Consider the following 12,515-nt stretch of genomic DNA (forward strand, 5'->3'; position numbering starts at 1 on the left):
GAGGCGAAACCGCTCAGCAGGTCGGACAATCCGGCAGGACCGCCGTTTCCAGCTGAAGGGTCGTGTGGCTGATGTCGAATCGGCCGCGCGCCAGGCCTTGCGCCTCGGCCAGCAGGGCGTCGCCGTCGGGGCGTTCATGGACGATGTGGGCGGTCAGGGCCGCATCGGTCGTCGACAGACCCCAGACGTGCAGGTCGTGCACCGCCGTCACCCCCGGCAGGGCCAGGAAGGCGGCGCGGATCTCGCCCACGTCCAGACCGTTGGGCGCGGCGTCCAGGGCCAGGTTCACCGAATCCTTCAGCAGGCCCCAGGTGCCGATCATGATGACGGCGACGATGATCAGGCTGACGATCCCGTCGATCAGCGACCAGCCGGTGAACAGGATAACGACGCCCGCGACGACCACGCCCAGCGACACGGCGGCGTCGGCCATCATGTGCAGATAGGCCCCGCGCACGTTCAGGTCCTTGTGCTGGTCCTTCATGAACAGCAGGGCGGTGCCCAGGTTGATGACGAAGCCGATCCCCGCTACGGCGATGATGACGCCCGAAGCCACCGGCGCGGGCTCGGCCAGGCGGCGCACCGCCTCGAAGGCGATGGCGCCACAGGCGAAGATCAGCAGAAGGGCGTTGCCCAGGGCCGCCAGGACCGTCGCCTTGCCATAACCGTAGGTGCGCTTCGGCCCCGCCGCGCGCCGCGCCAGCCAGGCCGCCCCGCCCGCCATGGCCAGGCCCAGCACGTCCGACAGATTGTGGCCCGCATCCGCCATCAGGGCGGTGGAATCGGCGATGAAGCCGGCCGTGAACTCGGCGGCGACGAAGGCTAGGTTGACGATCAGGCCGACGGCGTAGCGCCAGTCGCCCGTGTCGGTCGGGCCATGATGATGATGCCCGCCGAAGCCGTGCGAGTGGCCATGGCCATGCGAATGACCGTGGTCGTGGGAGTGGTCGTGGCCGTCATGGCCGTGTGCGTGATCGTGCGCCATGTCCGCTCAGCTAGGTCTTCCCGCGCGAAAAGGTCAAGTCCCGCAGAAGATAAGTCTTTGAATGTAAATATATAACCTATCGAAACTCAGTGTTGGTGCGTCAGCACCAGGAAGCCGATCAGGATCAGCGCCCCGCCCAGGATGGCCCCTTCATAGCGCGCCCATCGCTCCAGCCGCAGGATGGAGTAGCCCGCCGTGGCCAGGGCCGCCAGCAGGGTCATGCCCAGCACCGTCCCCGCCGCGAAGGTCAGGGTCAGCAGGGCCAGGGCCCCCACCCCCTCGGTCGCCGAGGACAGATAGATCGGCAGCAGCACCTCGCCCGGCGTCACCGCCATCATCAGCACCAGGCCCCAGAAGGCCGCCTTGTCGGACACGGCGGGTTCAGCCAGTTCCGTCGCCGGCCCGCCCGCCGTGACGGGACGCTTCAGCGAGGCCCTGGCCAGGTAGAAGGCGCCGAACAGGAACAGCAGGGCCGCCGACAGGTGCGGCAGCAGCCCCTCGACCCAACGGTTCAGCGCCAGCCCCGCCGCCACGATCAGCGAACCGACCACGGCCGTCGACAGAATATGCGCCAGCCCCGCCGTGACCACGGCCGTCATGACCCGCGCCACGCTCCAGCGCTGGGCGCGGCCGACCAGGACGAAAGGCAGCCAGTGGGTCGGCAGGGCCGCATGCAGAAAGGCCGCGACGAAGCCGCCGCCCAGAAGCGAAATCAGAACCGGTTGCTGCAGGTCGGGCGGCGTCATTGGGGACGCCTATAGGCTGTTATTATGTAACGGTCGAGCCGCCTCTTGCCTTATCGATAAAGATCAGCCCTATCCAGCGACAAGCCAGACGGCCCCGGGCGGCGACGCTGAGCCACTGTCTGATAGACCAGAACCGACCCTCGCTCGAACCCCTTGGCGAACAAGGCGAAGTAGATCAGCCATAGCCGCGTGCGCGCCTCGCCCGCCAGTCGATAGGCGTCTGCACGACGATCATAAAGGCGTCGCGTCCATTCACGCAGCGTCAGCTCGAAATGCTCGCGCATGTCTTCGACGTCCAGGGTCTCGAACCCCAGGCGGCCGAGATTCCCGACCGTCATGCCGATGGTGTCCAACTCGCCGCCGGGGAAGATGAAGCGGGTGATGACACGGGTGGTCGGCGTGGGCTTCAATTCGCCCTTGCCGCCGCGCCGCACGGACGCCTGGTGGAAATAGAGACCACCCGGCTTCAGCAGGCGATGCATCTGCCTGAAGTGCTTTTCGTGATTGGCGAAGCCGGCGTGCTCGAACATCTCGACCTGGGCGATGGCGTCATAGGCGCCGACGCCGTCAACCTCGCGATAATCCTTGAGCTCCAGCGTCACCTTGTCCGACAGTCCCAGGCGTTCGACCTTGGCTCGCGCATGATCCAGTTGCGCTTGGCTGAGGGTGACGCCGTGCACGTGGACGCCATATTTGCCTGCCGCCCAGCAGGCCAGGCCGCCCCAGCCGCAGCCGACATCCAGCATCCGTTGACCCGGCTTGAGCCTCAGCTTGCGGCAGATACGATCCAGCTTTTCCTGCTGGGCGTCCTCAAGCGTTGCGTCATGGCCGGTGAAATAGGCGCTGGAGTAAACCATCTCCGGATCAAGGAAGAGAGCGTAGAAATCATTGCCGACATCATAATGGAACTGGATGAAATCCTGGTCGCGCCGTCCGTTGCGATCCCGGCCGACGCCGTCGTCGCCCGTCGCATCCCAGGCCGGAAGTCGCACAGCGCCATCTCCGCCCCCGCCGAGCAAGAAGGGCAGCGCCTCACGCAGAATCAGGCCGCGATCCATGGACCGCTTCAGGTGCACCGCCCGTCCATGGTCCCAACGATCGGCCGCCTCCAGCGGGCTGCCCCCTTCGACCTTCAGGTCACCTGTGGCGAACAGTTCGAATAAGGTCATCAGCGACGGCTTCAACATCAGTCTGCGCACGGCGCCTGGCCGTGCGATCACGATCTGAATGTCGTCGCGCGCGCCCGCACCTAGAGGCAACACCTCCCCGTTCCACAGACGTACCGACAGGTCGGCCTTAAGATGGTCGGCGACATGGCGGACGATGCGACGGGCCGCGACGACCTGTCGATCCGTATTCATGTTCATTGGCGTTCCCCTTCCCTGAACAGGGGCCCGGCAATCGCACGAATGCCAACGGCCGGACAACGAAAACTCGAGGATTCACGACAGGATCGGGGTTTTCGCGCCGTGAACGTTGACTCTTCCGTGACCATCCGTATATGTCGCCGCTCTTCGCCCGCAGGGTCTCCTGGCGGGCGCATCCATTTTTGCGTTCACGCTGAGGCTTCCTAATGTACGCGGTGATCAAGACCGGCGGAAAGCAGTACCGGGTCCAACCGGGCGATGTGATTGTTGTCGAGAAGATCGACGGCGACGCTGGCGCTGCCGTCAATTTCGGTGAAGTCCTCATGCTGGGCGGCGACAAGGGTGTTACGGTCGGCGCTCCGCTGATCGACGGCGCCGCTGTCGCAGCCACGCTGATCGAGACCCGCAAGGGCGAGAAGATCAAGATCTTCAAGAAGATCCGTCGTCAGGGCTATCGCCGCACGAACGGCCATCGCCAGATGGAATCGGTCCTGCGCATCACCGGCATCGAAGGCGCCGGCGAAAAGGCCAAGTGGGACGGCAAGGTCGAGCTGATCACCAAGGCGGAAATCAACGCCCGCGCTCGTGGCCTGGCCCCGCGCGTCGAGGCTGTCGAAGCCGAGGCTCCGAAGGCCAAGAAGGCTCCCGCCAAGAAGGCCGCCAAGGCCGAAGGCGCCGAAGCCTAAGATTTTCACCGGCGCTGGATCAGCGCCTAGCAGGACAGATGGCGCGCTCAAGCAGCCCGAACGGGCGGTAGCGCACCAAGGAAGAGGAGCAGCAAGATGGCTCACAAGAAATCTGGCGGTTCGTCGCGTAACGGTCGCGACTCAGAGTCGAAGCGCCTTGGCGTGAAGAAGTTCGGCGGCGAGCGCGTGCTGGCCGGCAACATCCTCGTGCGTCAGCGCGGCACCAAGTTCCACCCGGGCGCCAACGTGGGCCTGGGCCGCGACCACACCCTGTTCGCCACGGCGACCGGCGCGGTGCAGTTCACCACCAAACGTGGCGGCCGTTGTTACGTGTCGATTCTCCCGGCCAACGACGACGCCCAGGCGATGGCCGCCGAGTAACGCGAAGCCAGGACAGTATTTCCCCGGATCGCGTTGCTCTCGACAGCAGCCGATCCGGACCAAGGGAAAATTTTCCGCGGGGAGTCTGGATCACCAGGCTCCCCGTTTGCGTTTCCCCGCCTCGCAAGCCGCCCGAGCCCTCCAAGGAGGCGGCGCCGAAGACATCGAGGCCGAACCATGTGCGTGATCGAAACCTCCCCCGTCGTCGAGACGCGGCGTCTGCTGCTGCGCGCGCCCGGCGCCCAGGACGTGACGCGGATCGCGGTCCTGGCCAATGACCACGACATCGCCCGCATGACCCAGCGCATGCCCCACCCCTTTCGCGTCGACGACGCCGAGGACTTCGTCCTGCAGGTGGCGTCCCAGGATCCGAAGCGGGCCAACACCTTCCTGATCGAGCACGAGGACCACGGTCCCGTGGGCGTCATCGGCATGTTCCAGAACACCGACGCCGTGCCCGAGGCCGGCTATTGGATCGGGCGCGAGTTCTGGGGCCGCGGCTATGCGACCGAGGCGCTGGAAGGCGCCCTGGTCTGGGCCTCGACGCGGTGGAAGCGCCGCGCCCTGATGGCCGGCCACTTCGCCGACAACCCCGCCTCTGGCCGGGTGCTGGAGAAGGCGGGTTTCCTGTACACCGGCGAGACCCGCCCGGCCTTCAGCCGCGCGCGGGGCGAAAGCGCCGATACGCGGATGATGGTCTGGCTGGCCTGATAGAGCGCGGATTTCTCGGAGCTTTTGGTCAACGGTGCAGTTTTTTCAGGAATCGGAAAAAAGCCTGTTGACCGCCCCGAGGCTCCCCCCTATTAGTCCGGCCCTCGGCGGGGCGACCCACCGGGCCCAGGTGGCGGAATTGGTAGACGCGCTGGCTTCAGGTGCCAGTGGCTTAACGGCCGTGGAGGTTCGAGTCCTCTCCTGGGCACCATTTCTCAAGCGGCGCTGTATCCGATCGGATGCGGCGCCGTTTGTCATTTCGGCCCTTGCTTCCCATTCCCGACGGCCGCGACAGCAAAGCTCGAGCCTGCGTCCTAGCGATAGCGCGCGGTTCGTCTATGTTACGGCCTGAACGACGAACGAGTTTCTGCGCATGACGGTTTATTTCCACGAAGGCGACCTGCCCGACGGCCTCGACCTGGGGCTGCAGGTGGCGATCGATTCCGAGACGATGGGCCTGCGCTTCCGTCGCGATCCGCTGTGCGTGGTGCAGTTGTCGTCGGGCGACGGGAACGCCCACGTCGTACGCCTGAACCGTCCGGCCTACGACTGCCCCAATCTGAAGCGGCTGCTGACCGATCCGAAGGTGCTGAAGATCTTCCACTTCGGCCGCTTCGACATCGGCATGTTCGACCTGCACCTGGGCGTCGAGACGCGCCCGGTCTACTGCACCAAGATCGCGTCGAAGCTGGCGCGCACCTACACCGACCGCCACGGCCTGAAGGACGTGGCCAAGGAGCTGGCCGGGGTCGACATGTCCAAGGCGCAGCAGAGCTCGGACTGGGGCGCGGCGGAACTGAGCCAGGCGCAACTCGACTACGCCGCCTCGGACGTTTTGTATCTGCACGCCATCATGAACCGGCTGAACGAGATGCTGGTGCGTGAAGGCCGCATGGAGCTGGCCCAGGCCTGCTTCGACTTCCTGCCCGTGCGTTCGCGCCTCGACCTGGCCGGTTGGGACGAGATCGACATCTTCGCACACGCCTGAGAATCGGACCCGAGACGCCGATGAGCGAACAGCCCGCCCAGGACGAGCAGAAGCGCGCCGACGAGGCGCGCGTCGCCCTCGCCGGCAAACGCTGGCGCACGCGCTCGCGCCGGGTGAAGCTGTATCGCCGCGTCCTGCCCATCGTCATCCTGATGCTGGCGGGCGGCGCCCTGACCTGGACCGTGTTCCGCACCGTCATGTCGGGAGTGGAGCGCAAGGCCAGCGAGAGCCGCGAGATCCGCCTGGACAACCCCATGTTCCACGGCCAGGACGCGCAGGGCCGCTCCTTCGTCATCGGCGCCCAGGGCGCGGTGCGCGATCCGGCGACCGGCCATTTCCGCCTGGTCGGCCCGCTGCTGCGGCTCAACCTCGGCGCGCGCAAGACGACCGAGCTGACCGCCGACGGCGGCACCTATCTGGAAACCCAGCGCAAGGTCGTCATCGGCCCGAACGTGAAGATTTCCGACGGCGGCACGGGCTGGACCCTGGTCACGCCCGAGGCCGTGGTCGACACCGAGACCGGGGTGGTGACCGGCGACAAGGGGGTGCAGGGTCGCGGCCCCCTTGGAAGCATCAATGCTTCGTCTTATGCGATTTATGATCAAGGCCAGCGGGTCGTTTTCAACGGCCAGGGCGAAACCAAGGTAAGCGGGACGATCAATCCCGCCGGAGCCGACCGATGAACATGTCCAAGTCCAAGCTGACGATCGCGGGCGCCGTCCTGATGACCGCCCTGGCCCTGCCCGCCGTTTCGGGCGCCCAAAACCGCGCCGACGCCAGCCGCCAGCCGGTCCAGTACGGCGCCGACAGCGGCGAATATACGCCCGACGGCTTTTCCCTGCGCGGACGAGCCGAGGTGACGCAGGGCGGCAACCGTCTGCGCGCCGACGCCATCCGCGGCTTCACGGCCAACGGCGAGCTGAACCGCATCGAGGCCAACGGCGGCGTCTACTTCGTCACCCCGGACCAGAGCATGAAGGGCGACCGCGCCGTCTACACGCTGAACGACGGCAACGTCGTCGTGACCGGCGACGTCATCCTGACCCAGGGCAAGAGCGTGCTGACCGGCAACCGCCTCGTCTACAACGTCCGCACCGAGATGGCGCGCATCGAGGGCGGCGGCGCCAACGGCCGCGTCCAGGGCGTCTTCTATCCGCAAGGGAACTGACCCCGCGTGGCGCGCAAGGAACTCTCAGCCCTGAACCGGGACGCGCCCGCCGCCGAGACGGCGGCGACCTCGGCCGACGATGCGCGTCCGACCGGCCTTCGCGTCGAGCACATCGCCCGCAGCTTCGGCCAGCGCCAGGTCGTGCGCGACGTCTCCCTGAACGTCCAGCGCGGCGAGGTCTGCGGCCTGCTGGGCCCCAACGGGGCGGGCAAGACGACCTGCTTCTACATGATCACCGGCCTGATCCCCGCCGACAGCGGCTCGATCTGGCTGGATAATGAGGACATCACCCAGCAGCCCATGTACCAGCGCGCGCGCATGGGCCTGGGCTATCTGGCGCAGGAAGCCTCCATCTTCCGCGGCATGACGGTCGAGCAGAACGTCAAGGCCGTGGTCGAACTGCGCGAGAAGACCGCCGCCGGCGTGCGGGACGAAACCACCCGCCTGCTGGAAGAGCTGCGCATCGACCATCTGCGGCACGCCCCGGCCACCGGCCTGTCGGGCGGCGAGCGGCGCCGCGTCGAGATCGCCCGCGCCCTGGCCGCGCGCCCCAGCTTCATGCTGCTGGACGAGCCGTTCGCGGGCATCGACCCCCTGGCCATCGCCGACATCCGCCAGGTGATCCGCTATCTGTCCAGCCAGGGCATCGGCGTGCTGATCACCGACCACAATGTGCGCGAGACGCTGGACATCATCGATCGCGTCTCGATCATCTCGTCCGGATCCGTCCTGTTTGAAGGCACGGCCGACGAGGCCGTCGCCGACGCCGAGGTGCGCCGCGTCTACCTGGGCGAAATGTACGCCTGACGCCCAGAAGGCCTCACGCGGCGGCTGTTCGCCTCGCGTTAACGGCTTCCGATCCATGATCCCAGCAAGAAGCGGGCCAACAGCGCCTGCGTGCGGGGTGGAAACGACGTGATCGGTCAGAGGCTGGAGGTCAGGCAGGGGCAGGGGCTGGTCATCACGCCCCAGCTGCAGCAGGCGATCAAGCTGCTGCAACTGTCGAACCTTGAGCTGGAGGCCTTCGTCGAGGGCGAGCTGGAGCGCAATCCCCTGCTGCAGCGGGATGAGGGCGAGCCCGGCTCCGAGAGCGCGCCCGAGGCCGCCAATGACGCGTCTGCGGGCGACGGCGGCGACGACGGCGAGATGCGCTTCGTCGAAGGCTCGGACGCCCACGCTCAGAGCCTGGACGCCGGCGCCGACGATCTGTACGGCGACGCCGCCCCCGGCGAGCGCGTCAGCGACCGCCAGGATGATCCGGCCACCGACCAGCCCGGCCTGGCCGACTGGTCTCGCGCCGGCTCGGGCGGCGGCCTGGCCGACGGCGAGGAGCGCGAACGCCCCGACCAGCGCGACGAGACCCTGTGGGAGCATCTGCAGGCCCAGGCCTCGGCCGCCGGCTTCAGCCCCGCCGACCACGCCATCGCCCTGACCCTGATCGACGCCACGGACGAAGGCGGCTATCTGCGCGCCGACCTGGGCGAGATCGCAGAACGGCTGGGCGTGGACGAAGCCCGCATCGAGGCCGTCCTGGCCGTCTGCCACGGCTTCGAGCCGACCGGCGTCATGGCCCGCTCCATCCCCGAGTGCCTGAAGCTGCAACTGGTCGAGCGCAACCGCTTCGACCCGGCCATGGGCGCCCTGCTGGACCATCTGGACCTGCTGGCGCGGCGCGACCTGGCGGCCCTGCGCAAAGTCTGCGGCGTCGACGCCGAGGATCTGGTCGAGATGATCGCCGAGCTGAAGGCCCTGACGCCGCGTCCCGGCGCCGGTTTCGGCGGCGAACCGGCCCAGACGGTCGTGCCCGACGTCCATGTGCGCCCCGACCCGGCCGGCGGCTGGCGGATCGAACTGAACACCGACACCCTGCCCCGCCTGCTGGTCGACAAGCGCTATCACGCCGTGGTGGCGGCCGGCGCGCGTTCGGACATGGAGAAGACCTTCGTCGCCGACTGCGCGGCCCAGGCCAGCTGGCTGGTCAAGTCGCTGGATCAGCGCGCCCGCACCATCATGAAGGTGGCGTCCGAGATCGTGCGCCAGCAGGACGCCTTCCTGGCCTTCGGCGTCGAGTTCCTGCGGCCCCTGACGCTGAAGACGGTGGCCGAGGCTATCGAGATGCACGAATCGACAGTCAGCCGCGTCACCTCGAACAAATACGTGGCCACCCCGCGCGGGGTGTTCGAGCTGAAGTTCTTCTTCACCGCCGCCATCCAGTCCAGCGACGGCGGCGCGGCCCACTCGGCCGAGGCCGTGCGCCAGCGAATCAAGACCATGATCGACGGCGAATCCGGCGACGGCGACGTGCTGAGCGACGACCGCATCGTGGAGATTCTGAACGAGGCGGGAATCGACATCGCGCGGCGCACTGTGGCGAAATATCGCGAGGCCCTGCGCATTCCCTCGTCGATCCAGCGCCGCCGCCTGATGAAGGCCGGCTGACCCCTTCTCAAGCGTCACCACAAATCGGTGATCGGCATTGACACCAAAGCCAGTCAGTCGCGTTCTAGGGACATGAAGATCCAAGTCAGCGGCAAGCAAGTGGATGTCGGCGAAGCGCTAAGCTCGCGCATCTCCCAGGAACTCGAAGAGGGCATCGGCAAGTATTTCGCCCGCGGCGCCCAGGACGCCGAGGTCGTGGTGTCCAAGGATCGACACGGCTTCCGGGTCGATTGCTGGGTGCGTCTGGCTTCGGGCCAGTCGCTGGTGACGACCGGTTTCGGCGGCGACGCCCAGGCGGCCTTCGCCGACAGCCTGTCCAAGCTCGAGAAGCGCGTGCGTCGCTACAAGCGCCGCCTCAAGGACCACCACATCGGACCCAAGGGCCTGTCGCCCGAGAAGACTGAGAACGCCGCGCGCGAAGTCGCCGCCCTGACCATCTTCCGCGACCCCGACACCGTCGAGGACGAGGAGTTCGGCGAAGCGGGCCTGCCGGGCGAACCGCCCCCCGTGGGCATGGTCATCGCCGAGACCGAGGCCGAAATCCGCACCCTGACCGTGGGGCGCGCCGTGGCCGAACTGGACATGACCGGCTATCCGCTGGTGATGTTCCGCAACGCCGCCCACGGCGGGCTGGCCGTGGTCTATCGCCGGCCCGACGGCAACGTCGGCTGGATCGATCCGCAACGCACGACCAAGGGCGCGGCGGCGCAAGCTGTCGGCTGAGGCTTCCTCAGGAAGGGCGAAGGCGCTAAAGAGCACCCGCCCTTCCGCCAATGTCGGGTTCGATTTTCGGGGTAAGCATGGACATCGCTGATTTGCTGTCGTCGGACGGGATCGTCCTGCGGGGCGGGGCGTCATCCAAACGTCAGGCCTTGCACGCCGTAGCCGAAGCTTTCGGCGCCGCTTTCGACCTGGACGCCGACAAGGCGTTCGAGGCTCTCCAGGAGCGCGAGGCCCTAGGCTCGACGGGTCTGGGCTCGGGCGTCGCTGTGCCGCACGCGCGCATCAAGGGGCTGGATCGGGTCTGCGCCGTCTTCGTGCGCCTGGACACGCCGGTCGCCTATGAATCGCTGGACGATCGTCCGGTGGATCTGCTGTTCGCCCTGTTCGCGCCCCTGGACGCCGGGGCCGAGCATCTGCGGGCGCTGGCGGCGGTGTCGCGCGCCCTGCGCTCGCCGGAACTGCGCGAGCAACTGCGCCAGGCGCGGACCGTGGACGCCATCCGCGCCCTGTTCGTCAAGGATGTGTCGAAGACCGCCGCCTGAGCGGTCTTCCTCGCATCTCCGCCCGTTCTCACGGACAGCGCAGTTTTCAAAAATGCAGGACGCTAGTGGACCGACATCGGCTCGAGGTCGTGCGCCACGGCGGCCGCGAAGGCGGTCTCGCGGTCCAGCATGACGGCCAGACGCTCGCCGTCGGCGCCGTGCACCGCATAGAGGATCTGATCCGGATCGATTTCGATGTCGGCCGCCGTCTCGACCCTGACGTCCTCCAGAACGTCGGAGGCGCGGATCGCACGGACATAGACCAGGTCCGGGGCGCCAAAATCGGCGAAGTCCTTCGTATTCATGTTGGGCGTCATAAGACCGCCTCCTTACGCTTGACTAAACGCCTGGAAAGCCAGGCGGTTCGACGGCCGTTCAGCCCGTCGTGATGGGGATGCGCCGCACGCTGCGTTCCTGTTCCGGACGGACCAGTTCGACGTGCAGCAGGCCGTGCTCCAGGCGGGCGCCCGCGATCTCCAGCCCGTCGGCCAGGACGAAGCTGCGGACGAAACCCCGCGCTGCGATGCCCCGGTGCAGGAAGGCCTGCGGGTCGCGCCCGGCGTCGTCGCGCTTGCCGGTGATGGTCAGCTGACGCCCTTCCACCGTGACCGACAGCTCTTCGGGGGTGAAGCCCGCCACCGCCAGGGTGATGCGCACCGCCGCCTCGCCGAGTTGCTCGACGTTGTAGGGCGGATAGGACTCGGCCGCCGCCTTGGCCGCCCGATCGATCAGGGCGCGCGTATGGTCGAAGCCCAACAGGAAGGGGCTGTCGAACAGCAGGGTGCGTGCAGTCATGGGGCCCTCGCAATGAAGCGACCTCGGCCGTCCGGCGCCCCCCGTGATCGGCGAAGCGCCCGGCCGCTGTTACAGATGGGGGGACAGGCTGCGGAGGTCAACGGCAGGCGACGCCGGTCCGCGTTCATGGTCCATACACATTGAAACCTTAACTGTGGGGCAAGCGTTCACGCGACCAGAAGTCGCCATCGAAAGGATTTCCCATGCGCGCCAAGATCGCCGTCGCCGGTCTGAGCATCGCCGCCCTGCTGGGCGCCGCCGCCTGCACCACGACCGACCCCTACAGCTCCACGCCGCGCCGCAACAACACCGGCACCGGCGCCGTCGCGGGCGCCCTGGGCGGCGCGCTGCTGGGCTATCTGACCAACACCTCCAGCGGCGAGCAGGGCCGCAAGAACGCCCTGATCGGCGCAGGCATCGGCGCCCTGGCCGGCGCCGGGGTCGGCCAGTACATGGACGGCCAGCAGCGGGCCCTGGAAGCCGAACTGTCGGGCACCGGCGTCGGCGTGGCGCGTCAGGGCGACAACCTGGTCCTGCGGATGCCGTCGGACGTGACCTTCGCCACCAACCAGTCGGACCTGGACCCGCGCTTCCTGCCGGTGCTGGACGACGTGGCCCGCGTGCTCAACCAGTACGACCGCTCGATGGTCGACGTGGTCGGCCACACCGACTCCTCGGGCGGCGACGCCATCAACCAGCCGCTGTCGGAGCGCCGCGCCGCCTCGGTCGCCTCGCACCTGATCAACCGCGGCGTGATGCGCGAGCGCATCTATGTCGCCGGCATGAGCGCCCGCGCGCCGATCGGCTCCAACGCCACCCCGGAAGGCAAGGCCCAGAACCGCCGCGTCGAAATCCTGATCCGCCCCTTCACGGGCTGATCGGCGACAACTGGATGTGAAGAAGGGGGCGGCGCGTTATGCGCCGCCCCCTTTCTCGTGTTCCACGGTTCAAGCCGAAAACGGCACAGCTTCACGCCCTGCCCTC

General features: G+C 67.5%; 16 protein-coding genes and 1 tRNA gene. 12 read left to right on the forward strand and 5 right to left on the reverse strand.

The genetic code is table 11. The annotated features are described in order from the left end of the window. Positions 1-13: 13 nt before the first annotated feature. From FGL25_RS13350 to FGL25_RS13360, 3 genes are all read right to left on the reverse strand, one after another. Positions 14-985: a cation diffusion facilitator family transporter gene (locus FGL25_RS13350; protein WP_138141962.1), complete on the reverse strand. Its 972-nt coding sequence runs from the start codon at positions 983-985 to the stop codon at positions 14-16. An 86-nt stretch (positions 986-1,071) separates the two neighbouring features. Next, positions 1,072-1,731: a hypothetical protein gene (locus tag FGL25_RS13355; RefSeq protein ID WP_003163926.1), complete on the reverse strand. Its 660-nt coding sequence runs from the start codon at positions 1,729-1,731 to the stop codon at positions 1,072-1,074. Between the two features lie 50 nt (positions 1,732-1,781). Then, positions 1,782-3,098 carry an SAM-dependent methyltransferase gene (locus FGL25_RS13360; protein ID WP_138141963.1) on the reverse strand — a complete coding sequence of 439 codons (1,317 nt, stop codon included), beginning with the start codon at positions 3,096-3,098 and terminating at the stop codon, positions 1,782-1,784. A gap of 206 nt (positions 3,099-3,304) precedes the next feature. On the opposite strand from FGL25_RS13360, the gene rplU reads away from it, so the two are divergent. The 11 genes from rplU (at position 3,305) to FGL25_RS13415 (ending at position 10,736) form a co-directional block, all read left to right on the forward strand. After that, the gene (rplU, locus tag FGL25_RS13365; RefSeq protein ID WP_003163928.1) at positions 3,305-3,784 is read left to right on the forward strand and encodes a 50S ribosomal protein L21; all 480 of its coding nucleotides are present in this window, start codon (positions 3,305-3,307) and stop codon (positions 3,782-3,784) included. A 96-nt stretch (positions 3,785-3,880) separates the two neighbouring features. Further along, entirely contained in the window at positions 3,881-4,165 is a 285-nt protein-coding gene (rpmA, locus tag FGL25_RS13370) for a 50S ribosomal protein L27 (RefSeq protein WP_040344569.1), read from the forward strand. A 177-nt stretch (positions 4,166-4,342) separates the two neighbouring features. After that, entirely contained in the window at positions 4,343-4,876 is a 534-nt protein-coding gene (locus FGL25_RS13375; RefSeq protein WP_138141964.1) for a GNAT family N-acetyltransferase, read from the forward strand. A gap of 124 nt (positions 4,877-5,000) precedes the next feature. Beyond that, positions 5,001-5,087: transfer RNA gene (locus tag FGL25_RS13380), tRNA-Leu, on the forward strand. Between the two features lie 162 nt (positions 5,088-5,249). Further along, positions 5,250-5,864 carry a ribonuclease D gene (locus tag FGL25_RS13385; protein WP_138141965.1) on the forward strand — a complete coding sequence of 205 codons (615 nt, stop codon included), beginning with the start codon at positions 5,250-5,252 and terminating at the stop codon, positions 5,862-5,864. A gap of 20 nt (positions 5,865-5,884) precedes the next feature. Further along, positions 5,885-6,547, forward strand: coding sequence for an LPS export ABC transporter periplasmic protein LptC (lptC, locus tag FGL25_RS13390; RefSeq protein ID WP_138141966.1), 663 nt, complete (start codon positions 5,885-5,887; stop codon positions 6,545-6,547). Further along, positions 6,544-7,032 (forward strand): LptA/OstA family protein, encoded by a 489-nt coding sequence (locus FGL25_RS13395; RefSeq protein WP_138141967.1) that lies wholly within the window; start codon positions 6,544-6,546, stop codon positions 7,030-7,032. The genes lptC and FGL25_RS13395 overlap by 4 nt, the downstream gene beginning before the upstream one ends. 6 nt (positions 7,033-7,038) lie before the next feature. Then, entirely contained in the window at positions 7,039-7,839 is an 801-nt protein-coding gene (gene lptB, locus FGL25_RS13400) for an LPS export ABC transporter ATP-binding protein (RefSeq protein ID WP_076224610.1), read from the forward strand. A 108-nt stretch (positions 7,840-7,947) separates the two neighbouring features. Then, positions 7,948-9,471 carry an RNA polymerase factor sigma-54 gene (rpoN, locus tag FGL25_RS13405; protein WP_138141968.1) on the forward strand — a complete coding sequence of 508 codons (1,524 nt, stop codon included), beginning with the start codon at positions 7,948-7,950 and terminating at the stop codon, positions 9,469-9,471. A 72-nt stretch (positions 9,472-9,543) separates the two neighbouring features. Beyond that, complete coding sequence (hpf, locus tag FGL25_RS13410; protein WP_040344572.1) at positions 9,544-10,194, forward strand: ribosome hibernation-promoting factor, HPF/YfiA family; 651 nt, start codon at positions 9,544-9,546, stop codon at positions 10,192-10,194. A 77-nt stretch (positions 10,195-10,271) separates the two neighbouring features. Next, positions 10,272-10,736, forward strand: a complete 465-nt coding sequence (locus FGL25_RS13415) for a PTS sugar transporter subunit IIA (protein WP_003163938.1) — start codon at positions 10,272-10,274, stop codon at positions 10,734-10,736. A 62-nt stretch (positions 10,737-10,798) separates the two neighbouring features. Here the strand turns inward: FGL25_RS13415 and FGL25_RS13420 are convergent, their stop codons facing one another. After that, the gene (locus FGL25_RS13420) at positions 10,799-11,053 is read right to left on the reverse strand and encodes a DUF1150 family protein (RefSeq protein ID WP_003163939.1); all 255 of its coding nucleotides are present in this window, start codon (positions 11,051-11,053) and stop codon (positions 10,799-10,801) included. 58 nt (positions 11,054-11,111) lie between these two features. After that, entirely contained in the window at positions 11,112-11,531 is a 420-nt protein-coding gene (locus tag FGL25_RS13425) for an Hsp20 family protein (protein ID WP_138141969.1), read from the reverse strand. Positions 11,532-11,734: 203 nt separating this feature from the next. On the opposite strand from FGL25_RS13425, the gene FGL25_RS13430 reads away from it, so the two are divergent. Further along, the gene (locus FGL25_RS13430) at positions 11,735-12,409 is read left to right on the forward strand and encodes an OmpA family protein (RefSeq protein WP_128116211.1); all 675 of its coding nucleotides are present in this window, start codon (positions 11,735-11,737) and stop codon (positions 12,407-12,409) included. Positions 12,410-12,515: the final 106 nt, after the last annotated feature.

It is taken from the genome of Brevundimonas vancanneytii (genome assembly GCF_901421975.1).
GTDB classification, from domain to species: Bacteria; Pseudomonadota; Alphaproteobacteria; order Caulobacterales; family Caulobacteraceae; genus Brevundimonas; species Brevundimonas diminuta.